Below are 15,850 nucleotides of genomic sequence, written 5' to 3' on the forward strand. Positions count from 1 at the left end.
TGAAGGCCAGCTCGGTCTTCGTCGGCCCGTCAACGTAGTGACATTTCCAAGACGAAGGGCGTGAGGAATTCAAGCCCGCTCCCTCGGACTTGTGCGGTGATGCTGGTTTATTGCAGTGGACCAATCACTTGACGGTATTTTTCAGGCCCTTGGGGTGTTTGGCGGGTCAGGTATATCTCCAACCCCAACGGATCCTCCCGCCGATTCCCGCTCAACTGCCGCCAGCCCTTATCCACCTCCCAAACCCGCACCTGCACATCACTGACATCACTCAAAACAGCCACCCCATTCCCAGGCGCCGGCAACGGATACCGACTCCGCGCCTCAGCCACCGCTCGATACAACGTGTCGCCCTTGACCCACCAGCGCACCCGCTGCAAAGCCCCCGGCTGATCCGCCGCCGTCCGAATAATATCCAGCCGAAAACCCTTACTGTCGCTACTGCGCACAGTCAGAGCGGCCGGCGCCGTCACCGGCTCATCATCCACCCCAACCTTCTTCGGCTCGGTCAACTCAATCCCCGCCCGCATCTCCACATCCCGCTGCAACTGATTCAACGCCCGCAACAAACCGTCACTCTGCTCACTGCTGGCCTGCAAATGACTGTCCGCCCGCGTCACACTGTCCAGCCCCCGCCAGGCAATCAGACTCACCACCGCCATCAACAGAATCGCGACCATCACCTCAATCAACGTAAACCCTTGCTGGCGCTTCATTGCAGGCTGATCCTTCCGCTGCCATCACGCAGCACACTCAAGCGATTCAACCCATCCGACAACGTCAATTGCAGCGGCGGATTGATCCATTCAGCGTTCAGCACAACCCTCTGTTTCGGCTCCACCCGCACCTCCATCTTCGGACTCTGCCAGGCACGCGGCCGCAACTGCGGATCCTGCGCGAAATGATCAAACCCCTTGCCACTGTCACTGCGCCGACTAAACCGAAACCCCTTGGCATCACTCACCCACACAATCGGCCGGCCATCGGCGCGGGCCTCCGCCTGCGCCACCTGCAGCAACTGCGCCACACGCTCGGCATCCTTGCGCAGCAACTGCAACGGATCGGGCTTGATACTCAGGCTGATCGCCGCACTGGCGATGCCGATGATCACCAGCACCACCATCAACTCGATCAGCGTAAAACCCTGTTGCCTGTTCATCGCGCGCGCTCCTTTGCGTCCTGCGCCATCGTGCACGGCCAACATGTAAGGCGTGTGAAATAAAACGGAGAGAATTGCCGCGTAGGCTGACAGCAGGGATAAAAAGGAGATTCAACCCATGACCTTCACCGCACGCGTTTCCCCACCCCAAATGGTCCAGGCCCTCGCACTGCTCGCAGCGCTGGTCGGCGTGGCGACGTGGTCGTCGCTGCTACTGACCTCCGCCGAATCCCACACCCCGGCAGCGGCCCCGCAATTGCTCGCGGCGCGCAGTGATAGCCCGGCGTTGCAGTGGTTTTCCAATCAAACGGCGCCGGTGGACATCAAGGTGAGCGGGGTGATGGCGGGGAGTCGGGGGGCGGTGGCGATACTGAGTCTGAATGACGGGCCGCCGAGGAGTTTTTTGCAGGGGGAGAGGGTAGGGCCTGGGGTGAAGTTGGTGGCGGTGGAGGGGGATGGGGTGGTGATTGAGCAGGGTGGGGAGAGGGTGCGGTTGGTTCTGGATAAACTGCCTGAAGGACTGGTGTTACCGAGGTTGGTGAGGCCGTGATTTGTGGGGAGTGAAGGCAGTTATTTTTGACGTTTCGGTAGGGCTTGAGGACAAGGTGATTTCCTGACGCAGAAGCTTCGTCCATATACTGGACTAAAGGCCAGTTGACATCATTGTTTCCCTTTTGCAATCTAAGCCCCTCAACACGACCAAAAACAAGGATGAAAAATGCGTAAAGCATTAATTTTTGGCAATGGATTGGGCATGGCTCTCGCGCCCAATCATTTTAATTTAGCTCAGGTCATGCATGATGTATGGAACATCGCTCACTTCCTAACGCCAGAAGACAAAAGGCTTATCAGCCTTACTTTAGGGGACGAAAATGCGATACCACAAAATGAAGAGCAGCTCGACGTACTCCACCAAGCTGTCACGGCATGTAAAACGCTAAATAGAATACTTTCACCAAATTTGCATTGGCTTACAGCACAGGGGCAAAACTTTCCTGTGGCAGTGGCGAAATACATGCATATGGTAGCGAGTAGGCTGCACCTCACCGATGCTGACTTGCCTGCGCCATTCATAACTGCATTGTGTACTTTTATTCAGCAAACTAACTCTCATGTCGCTACCTTGAATTATGACCGGCTTTTATACGGTTCGTTTATTGATCGCGGTATCCTTTCTGGTTTTGGTGGTAGTCTAGTTGACGGGATAACAAATCAAGGGTTTGATGCCGCGAATTTGGAAAGACTGTGGGGCAGAACCTTTGGGTATTACTTGCATTTACATGGCTCTCCTTTGTTTTATACGGATATTGATGGGCGCATTCGAAAGCTTCAGCGTCATGAGATTAGTACGTATACAACGAATCCTTCCGAACATATAGTTTTAACCCACGTTGCGCACAAGCGGTCAGTCATAAGTGCTTCGCCAATTCTTACTGAATATTGGCATTATCTGCATCGTGCACTTCAAGAAGCAACTCAGATTGTTGTGGTTGGTTATTCTGGTTGCGATGTCCATTTGAATGAGTTGATTGCCATGTATGGAGCATTTAAACCTATTCGGGTGATTGAATGGGCTGCTGCCCATCACCACCCAACTAGGCTAGGTCAATGGCAGAATGCATTCAAATCAACAAATATCACTCTGGATCTCCAGGGGAATATTCTCAATAACTACATATGGTAGCGGTCGTCTGCACTCGGATAGTTGTAGTGAAATAGCTGATGCGCGCTAGAAATGTTCTTAAAGCAGAATTTTGTAATTTTTAGATGTGTGTTTCTTGTTGGTGGGTGATGGGCTGTGAAAAACTCGGCGTAAATTTGTTTTTTTGTTATTGAATGAGTTGGCGCCCGAAGGTCTAATGAGCTTCGCGAGTTTTTGAAGATGCGGATAAAATAGTTGAGAGATTCATCAATCAAGACAGAAGGGGTTACTTTATTTTCGAACATAAATTCGTCGCCTCAGTCGCGTTCCGGCAATGCTTTTCGTCGATGTCTTTTCCACTGCCAGAAGACAAAACCAGTGGCAATTACGATTACGTACTGTCTAGTCCAGCTCCGCCATGCCGGAAATGACACCCTCAAAACTTGTAGGAAACGAGACAATGACCTTTGATGCCACAATCTACGCCGAAGCCTATTACAAAAATATCCTGCCCTCGCCAGGCAACGATTATCCACGCCTAAAAGCTTGGGAGTTCCTTTACGAGTACATATGGGACGAATCTCGTACTGACTGGGATGACCTCACTTCAGAGGATCAGATAGAGACTACGGCGTTACACATTGGCTTTTACTTGGCGAACTGGGGGATGTTTCGCGGCTCCTCAGGGCTTTTACAGAATAGCAATTTAGATTTGATGAAGGCTCTAGCCAAGCTTCTTTTTGAAGGCCAAGGCCCGGAGCTGTTGGAACTTTCCATGGCTGATTTCGCCGAAGACGCTCCAAATTTGGCAAACAACCAGAAAATACTTGATTCACTACTGGGCTCGATGGAGTCATTAGCATCTAACGTCTCCTGGACAGATACTCTTAAGACCAAAATCCTAATGGGAGTGTGGGGAGAGTGTCCGGCACTTGACCGTTTTTACATCTCTGCTTGCCGAGATTTATTTCCGCGCCGTCCATTTATCACCAAGGCCAGCGGGAAGGGGCTTACTGCTCTGGCTGGCGTGGTTCGGGAGCTAAATTCCCCGACCCTGCACCTAAAAACAGGGCGTCTAAATCTCCCATACCCCACAGCCCGGGTTATGGACATGGCGCTATTCCAATACGGATTAGAAATAGCGTAATTAAACAATACGTCCATTTAGGCAGATGTAATGACCGCTTTTGCGCGACAAGACTTGCAACCCGGCGCAACTCAAGCCAAAAATGAGTAGTCACGAGACTACCAATAACCCATAAAACAAGGATCTAAGGTCAGTATGGATTACGCATTATGGTCGGAGAAAATGATCACCGAGTTGGTCAGCAAGGGCCTCGAAGAGGTATCGGTTCGCAAATCTTTCGAGGACGGCGACGTTGAGATCCGTGCCGCATACGAAAATCAAGAGCTGAATTCTGCAGGTGCAGTCTTCGTAAAGAAGCTTGAGAAGTATGACCTCGACCTGGAGCTGGCTTGGCAACGCGGCCAAGGACGATTGGATAGTGATCTTGCAGCTTCCTACCAAATTCCAAAGGAGGAGGCGAGGCAGAGTTTTAAGCGGGGTTCGATGAAAAAAACGAAAATCCTGGGCTGGTTCCGCGGTGAAGAAGTAGATCTCAGCGTCTCGTTGAATTTCTGACTGCTCTGTTGCAGCGGTGCGCTCTTAGGATCGCACCGCACCTTCTATCCAGCAAAAATGAGACAGCAAAAATGGGACGGGTTAATTTTTCTGAAAATAAACTTGTCCCCTTCTTTTGCCTTTTTCTGTGTCCCCTTTTTTCTGATACCCCTCATGCAAATCACGTAGTCTGCCGAGATGAGACAAACGGTTTGATATCACTGTCGTCTACCGGCCGAAGCTCGAAGTACTGCCCGTTGGCTTTCAGCGCATGGATGATGCAACATTGGGCATAAACGGTGCTGTATGAGGTGCTCGGGCCTTGGATGTTGAGCACTATTTCCCCTCCGTAGCCCCGCTCGTACCTCAAGTCTTTCAAGGCTTCCGCCGCTTCACCATTGGCCTCTGCGATTTCGATCACCAACTCCCGTAAGGCCGATTGATCGGTGTCCGCTACCTCAGCGGAAAACCTGACTTGGCGCTGGCTTTGAAAGCCTCCGCGACCACTGGCTGAGCCTATTCGGTTAAATGTGATGTGGGCAAGCAGGACTACTTCCATGGTCTGAGCCTTCTATGTGGGTCTTACTTCTTGGTAGCAGGGGCAGTGTAAACGACGCCAGTTGCCCCCTGTGCTCTGGTTGATTCGCATCCAGCGATGACTCACCGATTGCGTTGCAGCGGTGCGATGAGAAGGCTCCAAAGCGTCTCGGCCCCGCCTTCTTGGGATAGCTTCTGGTCTTGCCGAGTGTGGAACGCCATGCCAAAAGTCTTCAAGTACAAGGATTGGTCGTCTGTATCTACTGTGAGTGCCTCGTTGTACGAGCTACCCGCAAACGAATCCCCATGGCTGTAATAGATCCCTGCGCCTAGCTGGCCACCGGTGAACACAGTCGCCTTCGCAACGTCGTGGCCATCCTTGTAGATATTCGCAGAAAAGCGATTGGCATCTATACGACGAAATACACCTTCGTACCCCTGATTGCGTGCCTGCAGCTCCACCAAGGAGTTCTCGAAGTAGCGGGCGATGTACTCGAAGCTGTCGAGCAGGAAGCAGTCTTTGTCCAGTTGGGTGAAGCTCTTAGCCATCCGAAGGTTACTCGACCTAGGGCTAGTCGGGGCCGTGGGGGTGGGCACTGAGCCGGCATTGAAGTCTTTACGCTCAGATCGTGGTGTTGTACTCGGTTGGCTGCGGCTACATAGCTCGGCGGCCTTCCGCACTTCCTTCGCGACTTGCAAGAATGCTTCGTCCCGATCAGGCCAAAGTGTCACCGGTTTTCCATCTTGGGGCGTGCCGAGCAGCTTGCCGAACGGTGCGTAGTGCCAATCACATGGGCGAAGAATCACAGGAATGATGATCGCTTCCCCCGTTGCGTGGCGCTCCATCGCTCGGGCCATCTCGATGTTGTAGCAGTAGTCGGAAGCAATGAAGTCCGGGCTGACCAGTAACAGGATGATTTCGTCGCTGTTGATGTGATCATCGATTGCTGCATCGATCTCTTGGCCCGCACCGATTCTGCGGTCGTGCCATGTATCAATGACACCCTGGCGTTTGAGCATAGAAAGCTGCTTTTCAAGCTGGTCGCGCAAGGCTTCGTCCGCATGGCAGTAAGAGAAAAACACGTTCGGCAAAATGATTACTCCCTTTCAGGTAGGTGCTGTTCCGATCATATGATCTGCTTGCCGTAGAAGTACAGGTTAGGGTTAGGCTGAACATTTAATGCGAAGCATCTAATTCCACCATTCTAGGTGAGTACCGGCACAGCAGGTTCGCATTGAATGGCTAAAGGGACGGATCTATTTAGGGGCGGATGGGGGGAATGAGGTCTCGACAAACACTGATGTTTAAAAAGACATTTCCAAACACTCTCTCAGGCTACACATCCTTGCGCCTTTGCCTACAGCTACGCCAGAATCCGCCGGCTTGTGCGCTTTTGGGTCGGATTCTATTGTGGTCCGGTCGCTGACGAATCAGCGATCGGGTTTGGTAGCCCGGCTTAGACTTGGCGCATAGCGTCACCCGATACAGGCCTTTTTGGGGCTGTGTATTTATGGTGGCCATGCGCAGGGCGTCTTCGGGCGCGCCGGTTCTCCAAGTCACCGGTCTACCAACCTTCGTATGGCCACCACCCCTTCGTTTGGTAGCGAAAGATGATGGCTCCTTTTCTATGATTTGGAGATTCACTCATGATCAAGCCAACACCCAACCCGCCCGAAACCGCCTCGGTTTCCCCCTACGAATCCATCGATTCCAAAAAACTCCACGAAGCCGCCGACCGCGCGCTCGACCATTACCTCTGTCCACCCGGTTCCACGCCGCCTCCACGTAAAAACCGTGGGATGTACGCCGTGACGGCGGACAACAAAACCGAAGAACTGCTGGTCGATGCCAGTGCAACACTCGCTTCGGCCAAAACCATCGCCCAGAACGTCTCCAGCCTGTTGCCGGCATCGCAGCGTCGGGCGTTGTTGGGGATTGCGCAGTTGATCATGCTCGGAGAGTTGGCGGTGAATCGGGCGTTGGATAATTTGCAATTGCCGGGTTGATGCTGAGTAGGGCTGGCAGCGATGGCAATAGCACATGTGCCGTTTCTTTTGCCTGATAGTCCGCTATCGCCAGTTCAGGCTGGCTCCCACAGGGTTTTGTGTTGGTCACGGACATTGTGTTCGACGCTGAAACCTGTGGGAGCTCGTTGGCTACACCGTTGTGTCATTGAATGGTTCGTGCTCGAGAAATCGGCGGCGAATCTATTTAAGGAGGGAGGTGATCGACCACCACCCTCACGGGCGATGGGTTCGACGTATCGAGCGGATTAGATATTCGGGGTATAAGAGAAACCTTGCGAAGCTCCGGTTATCAGAGAACGGCGTTACCAGCGTGCTATCAATGGCATGCCGGCGGTCGTTACTGGAAGTTTAGGGAGCCATGGGAACGTAGTCGTGGGTGGATCGGGCACCATCATCATTGGTGCCAATATTTCTACAGCCGGTTACAAGGCCGCACACGCAGGAAGAGTACGCTGCAATGACGTCTGGTTCCCGATTGAGGTTGAAGGCACAACAGGGAATAGCAGTCGGTATATTCACATCGGTCATTTATCAGAAGGCTGCGTGACCTTTTACGAATTACTGAAGTGGAATGATATTTACGACTACTTAATTGATAAGCGCATGAAAGAAGGTAAAGGGAAATACATTGGCAAACTTATCGTGGAAAAATAAATGAACAGACTAATCTCCTTACTTTTTTTGATAAGTTTATCAATGCTTGCCAGCTGCGCGATGGCTAAGCCTCGATGCGATGATTTTCTGGCAAAACTAAGCGACAAACCTGATTTTGTAGAGTACGTGGAATGCACTCAAAACAATGATGAGCAGGGAAAGCCTCTCATTGCTCGGTACCGCGTAAAAGGCTCAGACGCCCTTGAGGCGGAAAAATACATGAACCAGACTTTCAACCTTCCGATGCTCCGGTTTATCTGCTGCGGCTGGGACTCAACATTTTATTCTTATCGCGATAAAAAAACACAGCGATGGTATCTGCTCGGCATGGGCTCCGAGGAGACGCCGGTGAACAAACGTAATTCGTGGTCAGAAATAAAATTCTTCAACATCACTGTATCCGTCAATACCGAAGAGATCTGAAAACGGACAGCACCGATGCTCACCTCAGGTGATGTGTCGGTGGATACATGTTGACGGTTCCTTATGTCTGAACACTCGGTAGATCTAAGGCTGCGAAAGCAAGTTCGGCCGATCGGCTGTACCCCAGTCAGCAATTGGCATTCGATAAACACCAACGTTTAAAAAGACATCTCCAGACACTCTCCCAGGCTACATATCCTTGCGCCTTTGCCTACAGCTACGCCAGAATCCGCCGGCTTGTGCGCTTTGTACCTGGTCTTTATCGTCTACGTGTCGCTGGCAACCCAGCGACCGGGTTTAGCGACCTGACCAGGTATAAGTACAACACGCTCCAGTTTGTCGCAGACGTTTGCGACGACGATATGGTGGCTGTGCGTGGGAGACCTTCGGGTCTGCCGGGTCTTATACCTCTCGGTTCGCTAACCCGCGTACAGCTGCCACCCTTACTTGTTTAGTGACAGGTGTTGGTGGTTCCACCAGGTATAAATATGGAGCTTCACCATGATCAAACCAACACCCAACCCGCCCGAAACCGCCTCGGTTTCCCCCTACGAATCCATCGATTCCAAAAAACTCCACGAAGCCGCCGACCGCGCGCTCGACCATTACCTCTGTCCACCCGGCTCCACGCCGCCTCCACGTAAAAACCGTGGGATGTATGCAGTGACGGCGGACAACAAAAACGAAGAACTGCTGATCGATGCCAGTGAAACGCTCGCTTCGGCCAAAACCATCGCCCAGAACGTCTCCAGCCTGTTGCCGGCATCGCAGCGCCATGCGCTGGCGGGGATTGCGCAGTTGATCATGCTCGGGGAGTTGGCGGTGAATCGGGCGTTGGATAATTTGCAGTTGCCGGAGTGATGCGGGGGGCGGGATCACTTGGTGATTGATCAGGTGTTAATTCTGGCGCTTTCGCGAGCAAGCTCGCTCCCACAGGGTTTTATGCTGATGGCAGATGTTGTGTACGACGCTGAAACCTGTGGGAGCAGTCGATTATTACCGTGTCGTCTTCGGGTGGTTATTGGGGCGCCTCGGGACATTCGCGGGTCCATCGCGTCACGGTTATGTCATTGAATTGCTCTCCGATGGTATCGACGCGTAGGCACGTTCCTTTCTTCGCGTAGTACAAGATGCAACGCGAGCTATCAAACGAGCAGGTGTCTAGTTCGAAGAACTTGCGTGTAGCCAGCTCCTTCTCCACGCCACTGTATTCATAGCCGTCGTTGGTATGCATCCGCGTCGGCTTCCAGCCTTGTTTGACTAGCTTGGACTTGGCCGCAGCCAAACGCTCAACGACGACGATGCCTGCTGGCCCGCGATTGTCGTTTGGCGCCTGTGAGTCATCGGCAAACGTTGCGCTGATAACCGTGCAATAAAGTGCGACGAGTACGAGGGTTGAGGCCTTCATTGGACAGCTCCTCCGCAGATTTGTAGGTCGATAAAAAGTCTGGATACTCGGCGTAAGGTTGCGGAGGATAGTGATTCTTCTTGCCTGGACCTTCGGGAAGCGCCGCCCACTTCGTTGTCGATTTCTGGTTTCAATCCTTTTCAGGGCATTTGAAGTTCCAGGAATAAATTTTCATGTCTTTGACTTCTTCGCCGACAGTTCCTACACCTAAACAAGCTCCGTTCTTGATGTAGTTGAAGCTGCAGAAACGGACGCCCTCCGTGCAAGACTCGATTTCAATGAAGCCTTTTCTATGGATGACGTTTTCGACCCCGAACTCACCTGAGTAGGACGGATTCGGCTTCCAGCCATTTTCAATCAAAGCTTTTCGGGCTTTCGAAAATGGCATTCCCTCTTTGATAGGAACGTCTGCTGCGCTAGAAAATAAACTGACGCAACATAAAAGGCTGATGGCTAATATTTTTAGTTTCATTTAACAGTACCGCCAAAAATCTACCGTCCATGTACATTTGCGTCGCACAGAATGCCTGAGGCATAAGTTGCGCTCAACATTTCTTACAGTCCTTTGATTGACTGTTGGTGAGTGGCTTCTGTCGAGTCACTCGCAATGCCTTTACGCCCCGACTGGGTTTACGTTTTGTGCGCGGGAAAAATTGCCGGTAATGGGGCAGATTCGTTTAAGTGGGGGAGGTGCCGCATTAACGTCTCGATAAACACCAACGTTTAAAAAGACATCTCCAAACACTCTCCCAGGCTACATATCCTTGCGCCTTTGCCTACAGCTACGCCAGAATCCGCCGGCTTGTGCGCTTTTGGGGCGGGTTCTATTGTGGTGCGGTCGCTGACGAATCAGCGATCGGATTTGACCGTCCGCCCAATATCAAGGCGCGCCAGCGTTCTGCACGTGTTCAGGCATTGTCTGAAATCATGTCGCGGTGGCTGTGCGTGGGACACCTTCGGGTGTGCCGGATTCCTTGATGTCCGGTCGGTCAACCCGCGTACAGCTGCCACCCTGTTTGTTTGACCGCGAACGGTGGCGGCTCCAGTCATCAAGGAGCTTCACCATGATCAAACCAACACCCAACCCGCCCGAATCCAACTGCACGTCCCCCTACGAATCCATCGATTCCAAAAAACTCCACGAAGCCGCCGACCGCGCGCTTGATCATTACCTCTGTCCACCCGGTTCCACGCCGCCCCCACGTAAAAACCGTGGGATGTACGCCGTGACGGCGGACAACAAAACCGAAGAACTGCTGGTCGATGCCAGTGCAACACTCGCTTCGGCCAAAACCATCGCCCAGAACGTCTTCAGCCTGTTGCCGGCATCGCAGCGCCATGCGCTGGCGGGGATTGCGCAGTTGATCATGCTCGGGGAGTTGGCGGTGAATCGGGCGTTGGATAATTTGCAATTGCCGGAGTGATGCGGGTGTCGGGATCACCTGTTGATTGATCGGGTGTTCATTCTGGCGCCTTCGCGAGCAGGCTCGCTCCCACCTTTAAGTCTGTTTCAAGGTGGGAGTGCGCTGGTTCTTCAGCCGCGATAAATGTCGAGACGATGTACGCGTATCTGTACCTGCGAGTGGGTTGCTTTCGTTGCGTCAATCGACTGCCAGGTTGTCCCGAGCCCACTGTTCAGCCGTAGTGACCTGAATCGAATGCTGTTCGTTGAACGTCCCCGCTTTCGGCCACGACACGCCTCTGCCTTGGGCAAATACGGCGCGGTATTTTTTGATGTGGTGGGTGGGGTCTTTTTCCAGTTCCTGCATCAGGTACGGAACCGTCCAGACGTTACGCTTGAACGGCCGCCCCAGCACACGCTCGAGCAGGTTCGCCACCTGCCCATACGTCACCGTGTCGCCAGACAGGTAGACGATCTCATTGCGAAAGCGCGGTTCGAAGAAGACGATTTCCGCTGTCAGCTTGCCGATGTCCTCGGGTGTCGTGAGCGTCACGCTGGTTTCCAGGCTGCCCAAGGCGTTGACGGTGTGGTTCTCAAAGTCGACGACTTCAAATACTGGCTCGAACAGAAAACTGGTGAACATGCCGGTCGAGATGATCACCCATTCGGTTTTATCCTGGGCACGAAGCAGCTCGCGCACGTCGAGTTGCGCATCGAACAAATCCTGCGGGCTGCCCCGGCCAATCACTTCGAAATCGACGCCAAACTGCCAGGGGAAATAGCGCTTCACGCCAGATCTGAGCGCGGCTGTCGCCAGTTTCATCGGCGTTTCCCGGCCCGCGACCATGCCTGCGCAGCCTATGACCGTATCGAATGCTGCGAACACTTCGGCCAGTTGATCGATGGAATCGTTAACCAGGTCTGCGGCGACCAGTTGGATGCCCAGACTGCGCAGCTCATCGATTTCCAGTTTTTTCTCAGGGGCTTGCGTGTTGATGGTCGAATCCCTGAGCAGGACGCTGAGGGTGCTGCCGGGCGAGCGCTTGGCTACCCGCGCAAGATTGCGCAGCACCGGCAGGCCGAGTTCACCGGCGCCGAGTACGAGAATGGATTGTGGGGAAGGGTGGGTCGCTGCGGTCATGATGTCTCCTGAGATCCGTCGTCTGTATGATTTGGCGATGCTGGCACGATTGCGCAGCGCTCAGAAGAAGGCACACGCGTGATACCAGGGGGACACATGACCGATGAGGAAACCCTTAGCCAGGCAGAAGCGATCTGCCAGACGCTAAGACGAGACGATGATGGCGTGCGGCGCGAAGTCCTGGCTCACGCCGGTAGCCGCTGGTCACTGGGTATCCTGCATGCCCTGGGTGTGTACGGCACGATGCGTCATGCCGAGATCAAACGGCAAATGACGGGCGTGACTCAGCGCATGTTGACCAAGACGCTGCGTGCGCTGGAGCGCGATGGTTTGCTGATTCGGCGGGAGTTGGATCAAGTGCCGCCCCATGTCGAGTATGAGCTGACGGCGTTGGGGATGGAGTTGTTGGTTCGCATGTCGCCGATTTGGACTTGGGTTGTGGAGCACGTCGATGATTTTCGCGAGGCGCGTCGGGTGTTTGATGGGCAGAGTGGGAAAAAGCCTTCGTGGCAGGTTCCGGTGGTGGGGCTGGTTGATTCAGAAGGGGCTGATTGAACGCTCGTGTCATTGAATGGTTTGCGCCCGAGAAATCAGCGGCGGATCTATTCAAGAAGGCAGGTGATCGACCACCACCCTCACGGGTGATGGTTGATTGCTTAACGCAGGTTAGATATTCGGGGTGTAAGAGAAACTCTGCGAAGCTTCGGTATCGGTGAATGGCGTAACTCGCGGTTTCTTGTTGAACAGGCCATTGACGACCGAGCCGGGGAACATTTCGACGGTGTTGTTGAACAGTTCGACGTTGCGGTTGTAGATGGTGATGGCCGCGCTGACGTTCTCTTGCTGTTCGGCAATTTCACGCATCATGTTGTTCGCCGCTTCTGATGCTTTCAGGTCAGGGTAGGCCTCGAAAGCGATGCGCAAGCCACCCATCAGCTCTCTAGAGGCGGTTTCAACTTTCGTGAGGGCATGGCCGTCCGCACCAGCAGGCAGGGCGTGGACCGCGCTGCGCAGGCCGGTGATTTTTTCGAGGAGGCTGGCCTCAAAGACCATGAAGTCGGCGAGCACCTTTTGGAGCTGATCGAGCACCTTGGTCTTCTGGCGTTCGTAAACGAGGACGTCCGACCAGGCACGTTGTACTGCGTTGTGTCCCCCGATAATGTCGTTGTAGATGCCCAAGCCCACTAAGATGATGACGACGGCGATAACAGCGGAGAGGATGAGTGCAATGTCCATGGCTTACTTCTCTTTGCGTTTTTTTGGGGGAGTGGCGGTCAAGGCAAAGTTGTCATCGTGCAGTTCACTGAGTGCATGGCTCCATTGGAGCACAGACATCAGGCGCGGCAGATCGACACCTGCATCAATCTCTGCGTAGAACTCGTTGGGTGAAGCCAGCGTATGCTCAGTGCCGAACGCGAGCAGGTCGCTGCTCGCGAAGCTGAGGCACAGCTTGCCATTGTCGGAGAACTCCAGATTCGGACGATGGAGGATGTCGAATAGCTTCAACAAGTGCAGCACTGTCGAAGGTTTGATGAATTTCGCGCAGAGTATCTCGCTCTGCCCAGTCAAACAGAACGCTTTATTAAAGTCCGGAGATGCCGTGTCCATCGGCCATGAGTAGTCGTTCTCTGATTGGTCATCAGATCTGACCGATATCCCGGTGACCCAGGGAAAGTCGATGACCAAACTGTACCGGTCGTAGTGGTCATACACCACTCGCGTCTCCGTTTTGGTTTTGCCGTCTTTGTCGGTCACCGTGACTTGCACCTTTCGTTTGTTGACGTAGTGCAGTTGGCGGTAATTGTAAGGAAGCTCACGCAGTGTGCCGGTAAATACTCCCTCTATCGATTCGACAAACTCTCGGCTGTAGTTGCCTCGAGAGTAGTCACCAAATTGCGCATCCAGTTCGTCGAGGGTCCAGTCCGAGTCTTCTTCCAGGAACATCAACCCGTTGTGGAAGTAGGAGGACAGTTCAGCAATTCTTCGGCTGAGCGATGGCAAGCGATCAGCTTTGGATGTCATCCAATTCATGCTCCCAACGGCGAACCCGATGCCCAGCACACCAGTGACTGCGCCGACCAAGCCAGGCTCAATGTGCAGACGTTGAAAAAAAGAAACGACGGAATAGGTATTCATATACCCAAAAAGGACTACAGCGCCCGCAATCAATAGCAGGCCAGTACCGAAAAAACACCATGCGCGTGTGCAATTGAATTTGAGCGGGCCATCGCAGGAGGCGAACTCGTGGATCACCTTCAATAGGTCGGCTGTGGATTCAGCACTGTCAATATTGGCTTCGCTCACAGTCAGCAACTCATTCAGTCGCGCGTTCTGCGATGTGTTGGGCCTGTAGACATCCATCAACGAGAGCACGGGAGAATACTCACGACAGCATAGGGCGGCTCGAAGCAAGCGGGTCGAAGGTTTGCAGACTCAATTGGAAGAGCGGGTGATTCAGGGATGCCTGGTGCGGGAGCAATGGCCCAGATTGTGGATTTGGTTCTATTCATAATCTGTCAGAAATTTGGAAAAGGAGGGGACGATACCATTGTCATGGCAATGATGGCTTCTGGCCGGTCTCAGTTTCTGTAGATGATTCTTCCGGGATGGGGGGGCAAAAGCTACCCTCACCCCAGCCCTCTCCCGGAGGGAGAGGGGGCCGACCGAGGTGTCTTGCGGGGTACGTCGACCTGGAAGATTTTGGTGATTATGGTTTTGGTGAAGGGCCTTCGATTTGGCTTTGTGAGCTTGGCCATTTTGGATTCAATGAAAGACGTTCAAGTCGGTATAGCTCTCGAATATCCCCGAATCGGTTCCCTCTCCCTTTGGGAGAGGGCTAGGGTGAGGGGCTTTCCGTTCGTGACAACAACGTCTCAAGCCTGGCCAACGGCGGCGCATCCTGGTTGCGGTCAAACACCTGAATCCCAACCTTGAGCAAGCGGCCGTTCTCGGCTGCGCTGATCAGCTGTTCGCAGCGCAGCAATAGCCGCCCCTGATCACAATCCAGCGCTTTCATCCCCATCGGCAACTTCCCTTCCAACCGCAACTCCGCCATCCGACTCTGCGCCGCTATCATCGCCACCGACCGATCCCGCAAAACCCCACTACTCTGCGTCATCAACCCCGCCACCCGCACAGCCGCCGACATCGCCACGGCAATAATCGCCAGCGCCACCAGCACCTCAATCAACGTGAAACCCGCTTCCCGCGAACGCGCACACATAAACGGCCCAAAGCCAAAACCCAGCCCTCGACGCTAACCCGCGTCCTTGACGGCTTGACGACGAAAACACCCGAGGATTTTCAACATCACTGACATATCTTCTTGCAACACTGCGCGTCGAATCGAATCAAGCCAGGGAATGTCGAGATGGATATCGCACCTTTCAAATCGCTTCAGCAACCGATGCGCGCGCCGCGTGGGCAGCAGGGTTTTACCCTGATCGAGATCATGGTGGTCGTGGTGATTCTGGGGATTCTCGCGGCGATGGTGGTGCCGAAAGTGCTCGACCGGCCGGATCAGGCGCGGGCGACGGCGGCGAAGCAGGATATTGGTGGGTTGATGCAGGCGTTGAAGCTGTATCGCCTTGATCACGGTACTTATCCGTCGATGAATCAGGGTTTGAAAGTCCTGGTTGAGCGGCCGGCGGATGCGAAGAACAGCAATTGGCGCTCGTACCTGGAGCGTTTGCCGAACGATCCGTGGGGGCGTCCTTATCAGTACCTCAACCCTGGCGCGAATGGCGAGATCGACATCTTTTCCCTCGGTGCCGACGGTCAGCCGGACGGCGACGGCGTGAATGCCGATATCGGTTCCTGGCAGTTGTAAGGCCGG

General features: G+C 53.7%; 20 protein-coding genes and 1 pseudogene. 11 read left to right on the forward strand and 10 right to left on the reverse strand.

Going from position 1 to position 15,850, the window contains the following annotated elements; all coding sequences use genetic code 11:
* Positions 1 to 107: 107 nt before the first annotated feature.
* Both AB4N74_RS07105 and gspH read right to left on the reverse strand, forming a co-directional pair.
* Positions 108 to 716 (reverse strand): prepilin-type N-terminal cleavage/methylation domain-containing protein, encoded by a 609-nt coding sequence (locus AB4N74_RS07105; protein ID WP_460098951.1) that lies wholly within the window; start codon positions 714 to 716, stop codon positions 108 to 110.
* On the reverse strand, positions 713 to 1,159 hold the full coding sequence (gspH, locus tag AB4N74_RS07110; RefSeq protein WP_008087980.1) for a type II secretion system minor pseudopilin GspH: 447 nt from the start codon (positions 1,157 to 1,159) through the stop codon (positions 713 to 715). Before gspH ends, AB4N74_RS07105 begins: the two co-directional genes overlap by 4 nt.
* A gap of 118 nt (positions 1,160 to 1,277) precedes the next feature.
* Between gspH and AB4N74_RS07115 the strand changes: the two genes are divergently transcribed.
* The 4 genes from AB4N74_RS07115 to AB4N74_RS07130 all read left to right on the forward strand — a co-directional run bounded on the left by AB4N74_RS07115 (position 1,278) and on the right by AB4N74_RS07130 (position 4,443).
* Positions 1,278 to 1,709 carry a type II secretion system protein N gene (locus AB4N74_RS07115; RefSeq protein WP_460098955.1) on the forward strand — a complete coding sequence of 144 codons (432 nt, stop codon included), beginning with the start codon at positions 1,278 to 1,280 and terminating at the stop codon, positions 1,707 to 1,709.
* Positions 1,710 to 1,877: 168 nt separating this feature from the next.
* Complete coding sequence (locus AB4N74_RS07120) at positions 1,878 to 2,843, forward strand: hypothetical protein (RefSeq protein ID WP_414892208.1); 966 nt, start codon at positions 1,878 to 1,880, stop codon at positions 2,841 to 2,843.
* Between the two features lie 418 nt (positions 2,844 to 3,261).
* Positions 3,262 to 3,948, forward strand: a complete 687-nt coding sequence (locus AB4N74_RS07125) for a hypothetical protein (protein WP_460098958.1) — start codon at positions 3,262 to 3,264, stop codon at positions 3,946 to 3,948.
* Between the two features lie 135 nt (positions 3,949 to 4,083).
* Complete coding sequence (locus AB4N74_RS07130) at positions 4,084 to 4,443, forward strand: hypothetical protein (protein WP_460098961.1); 360 nt, start codon at positions 4,084 to 4,086, stop codon at positions 4,441 to 4,443.
* Positions 4,444 to 4,603: 160 nt separating this feature from the next.
* Here the strand turns inward: AB4N74_RS07130 and AB4N74_RS07135 are convergent, their stop codons facing one another.
* Both AB4N74_RS07135 and AB4N74_RS07140 read right to left on the reverse strand, forming a co-directional pair.
* Positions 4,604 to 4,981: a hypothetical protein gene (locus AB4N74_RS07135; protein ID WP_460098964.1), complete on the reverse strand. Its 378-nt coding sequence runs from the start codon at positions 4,979 to 4,981 to the stop codon at positions 4,604 to 4,606.
* Between the two features lie 101 nt (positions 4,982 to 5,082).
* The gene (locus AB4N74_RS07140) at positions 5,083 to 6,051 is read right to left on the reverse strand and encodes a toll/interleukin-1 receptor domain-containing protein (RefSeq protein WP_460098967.1); all 969 of its coding nucleotides are present in this window, start codon (positions 6,049 to 6,051) and stop codon (positions 5,083 to 5,085) included.
* A gap of 555 nt (positions 6,052 to 6,606) precedes the next feature.
* On the opposite strand from AB4N74_RS07140, the gene AB4N74_RS07145 reads away from it, so the two are divergent.
* The 4 genes and pseudogenes from AB4N74_RS07145 (at position 6,607) to AB4N74_RS07160 (ending at position 8,925) form a co-directional block, all read left to right on the forward strand.
* Positions 6,607 to 6,966, forward strand: coding sequence for a DUF6124 family protein (locus AB4N74_RS07145; RefSeq protein WP_116029079.1), 360 nt, complete (start codon positions 6,607 to 6,609; stop codon positions 6,964 to 6,966).
* Positions 6,967 to 7,311: 345 nt separating this feature from the next.
* A pseudogene (locus tag AB4N74_RS07150) lies at positions 7,312 to 7,389 on the forward strand (hypothetical protein); the annotation flags it as partial.
* Between the two features lie 252 nt (positions 7,390 to 7,641).
* Positions 7,642 to 8,064: a DUF4952 domain-containing protein gene (locus tag AB4N74_RS07155; RefSeq protein WP_460098971.1), complete on the forward strand. Its 423-nt coding sequence runs from the start codon at positions 7,642 to 7,644 to the stop codon at positions 8,062 to 8,064.
* A gap of 501 nt (positions 8,065 to 8,565) precedes the next feature.
* A complete protein-coding gene (locus AB4N74_RS07160) occupies positions 8,566 to 8,925 on the forward strand; it encodes a DUF6124 family protein (protein WP_116029076.1) in 360 nt (119 codons plus the stop codon).
* Positions 8,926 to 9,082: 157 nt separating this feature from the next.
* Here AB4N74_RS07160 and AB4N74_RS07165 read toward each other — a convergent pair whose 3' ends face one another.
* The gene (locus tag AB4N74_RS07165; protein WP_460098974.1) at positions 9,083 to 9,472 is read right to left on the reverse strand and encodes a hypothetical protein; all 390 of its coding nucleotides are present in this window, start codon (positions 9,470 to 9,472) and stop codon (positions 9,083 to 9,085) included.
* A 130-nt stretch (positions 9,473 to 9,602) separates the two neighbouring features.
* A complete protein-coding gene (locus tag AB4N74_RS07170) occupies positions 9,603 to 9,944 on the reverse strand; it encodes a hypothetical protein (protein ID WP_256667855.1) in 342 nt (113 codons plus the stop codon).
* Positions 9,945 to 10,536: 592 nt separating this feature from the next.
* Here AB4N74_RS07170 and AB4N74_RS07175 point away from each other — a divergent pair.
* On the forward strand, positions 10,537 to 10,896 hold the full coding sequence (locus AB4N74_RS07175; RefSeq protein ID WP_460098977.1) for a DUF6124 family protein: 360 nt from the start codon (positions 10,537 to 10,539) through the stop codon (positions 10,894 to 10,896).
* 177 nt (positions 10,897 to 11,073) lie between these two features.
* Here AB4N74_RS07175 and AB4N74_RS07180 read toward each other — a convergent pair whose 3' ends face one another.
* Positions 11,074 to 12,015 carry an aromatic alcohol reductase gene (locus AB4N74_RS07180; RefSeq protein WP_460098980.1) on the reverse strand — a complete coding sequence of 314 codons (942 nt, stop codon included), beginning with the start codon at positions 12,013 to 12,015 and terminating at the stop codon, positions 11,074 to 11,076.
* Between the two features lie 96 nt (positions 12,016 to 12,111).
* On the opposite strand from AB4N74_RS07180, the gene AB4N74_RS07185 reads away from it, so the two are divergent.
* Complete coding sequence (locus tag AB4N74_RS07185; protein WP_077573217.1) at positions 12,112 to 12,570, forward strand: winged helix-turn-helix transcriptional regulator; 459 nt, start codon at positions 12,112 to 12,114, stop codon at positions 12,568 to 12,570.
* A 111-nt stretch (positions 12,571 to 12,681) separates the two neighbouring features.
* Here AB4N74_RS07185 and AB4N74_RS07190 read toward each other — a convergent pair whose 3' ends face one another.
* The 3 genes from AB4N74_RS07190 to gspI all read right to left on the reverse strand — a co-directional run bounded on the left by AB4N74_RS07190 (position 12,682) and on the right by gspI (position 15,238).
* Positions 12,682 to 13,251, reverse strand: a complete 570-nt coding sequence (locus tag AB4N74_RS07190; protein WP_460098984.1) for a LemA family protein — start codon at positions 13,249 to 13,251, stop codon at positions 12,682 to 12,684.
* Between the two features lie 3 nt (positions 13,252 to 13,254).
* Positions 13,255 to 14,319, reverse strand: coding sequence for a hypothetical protein (locus AB4N74_RS07195; protein ID WP_460098987.1), 1,065 nt, complete (start codon positions 14,317 to 14,319; stop codon positions 13,255 to 13,257).
* A gap of 532 nt (positions 14,320 to 14,851) precedes the next feature.
* A complete protein-coding gene (gene gspI, locus AB4N74_RS07200; RefSeq protein WP_093442439.1) occupies positions 14,852 to 15,238 on the reverse strand; it encodes a type II secretion system minor pseudopilin GspI in 387 nt (128 codons plus the stop codon).
* Positions 15,239 to 15,385: 147 nt separating this feature from the next.
* On the opposite strand from gspI, the gene gspG reads away from it, so the two are divergent.
* Positions 15,386 to 15,844 carry a type II secretion system major pseudopilin GspG gene (gene gspG / locus AB4N74_RS07205; RefSeq protein ID WP_371748295.1) on the forward strand — a complete coding sequence of 153 codons (459 nt, stop codon included), beginning with the start codon at positions 15,386 to 15,388 and terminating at the stop codon, positions 15,842 to 15,844.
* The last annotated feature ends 6 nt before the right edge of the window (positions 15,845 to 15,850 follow it).

The organism is Pseudomonas sp. H3_C08 (assembly GCF_054669455.1).

What these genes read in the sequence shown, in the direction of transcription:
- AB4N74_RS07105 (WP_460098951.1), bottom strand. Translation starts at nt 716, where the DNA reads ATGAAGCGCCAGCAAGGGTTTACGTTGATTGAGGTGATGGTCGCGATT.
- gspH (WP_008087980.1), bottom strand. Translation starts at nt 1,159, where the DNA reads ATGAACAGGCAACAGGGTTTTACGCTGATCGAGTTGATGGTGGTGCTG.
- AB4N74_RS07115 (WP_460098955.1), top strand. Translation starts at nt 1,278, where the DNA reads ATGACCTTCACCGCACGCGTTTCCCCACCCCAAATGGTCCAGGCCCTC.
- AB4N74_RS07120 (WP_414892208.1), top strand. Translation starts at nt 1,878, where the DNA reads ATGCGTAAAGCATTAATTTTTGGCAATGGATTGGGCATGGCTCTCGCG.
- AB4N74_RS07125 (WP_460098958.1), top strand. Translation starts at nt 3,262, where the DNA reads ATGACCTTTGATGCCACAATCTACGCCGAAGCCTATTACAAAAATATC.
- AB4N74_RS07130 (WP_460098961.1), top strand. Translation starts at nt 4,084, where the DNA reads ATGGATTACGCATTATGGTCGGAGAAAATGATCACCGAGTTGGTCAGC.
- AB4N74_RS07135 (WP_460098964.1), bottom strand. Translation starts at nt 4,981, where the DNA reads ATGGAAGTAGTCCTGCTTGCCCACATCACATTTAACCGAATAGGCTCA.
- AB4N74_RS07145 (WP_116029079.1), top strand. Translation starts at nt 6,607, where the DNA reads ATGATCAAGCCAACACCCAACCCGCCCGAAACCGCCTCGGTTTCCCCC.
- AB4N74_RS07155 (WP_460098971.1), top strand. Translation starts at nt 7,642, where the DNA reads ATGAACAGACTAATCTCCTTACTTTTTTTGATAAGTTTATCAATGCTT.
- AB4N74_RS07160 (WP_116029076.1), top strand. Translation starts at nt 8,566, where the DNA reads ATGATCAAACCAACACCCAACCCGCCCGAAACCGCCTCGGTTTCCCCC.
- AB4N74_RS07165 (WP_460098974.1), bottom strand. Translation starts at nt 9,472, where the DNA reads ATGAAGGCCTCAACCCTCGTACTCGTCGCACTTTATTGCACGGTTATC.
- AB4N74_RS07170 (WP_256667855.1), bottom strand. Translation starts at nt 9,944, where the DNA reads ATGAAACTAAAAATATTAGCCATCAGCCTTTTATGTTGCGTCAGTTTA.
- AB4N74_RS07175 (WP_460098977.1), top strand. Translation starts at nt 10,537, where the DNA reads ATGATCAAACCAACACCCAACCCGCCCGAATCCAACTGCACGTCCCCC.
- AB4N74_RS07180 (WP_460098980.1), bottom strand. Translation starts at nt 12,015, where the DNA reads ATGACCGCAGCGACCCACCCTTCCCCACAATCCATTCTCGTACTCGGC.
- AB4N74_RS07185 (WP_077573217.1), top strand. Translation starts at nt 12,112, where the DNA reads ATGACCGATGAGGAAACCCTTAGCCAGGCAGAAGCGATCTGCCAGACG.
- AB4N74_RS07190 (WP_460098984.1), bottom strand. Translation starts at nt 13,251, where the DNA reads ATGGACATTGCACTCATCCTCTCCGCTGTTATCGCCGTCGTCATCATC.
- gspI (WP_093442439.1), bottom strand. Translation starts at nt 15,238, where the DNA reads ATGTGTGCGCGTTCGCGGGAAGCGGGTTTCACGTTGATTGAGGTGCTG.
- gspG (WP_371748295.1), top strand. Translation starts at nt 15,386, where the DNA reads ATGGATATCGCACCTTTCAAATCGCTTCAGCAACCGATGCGCGCGCCG.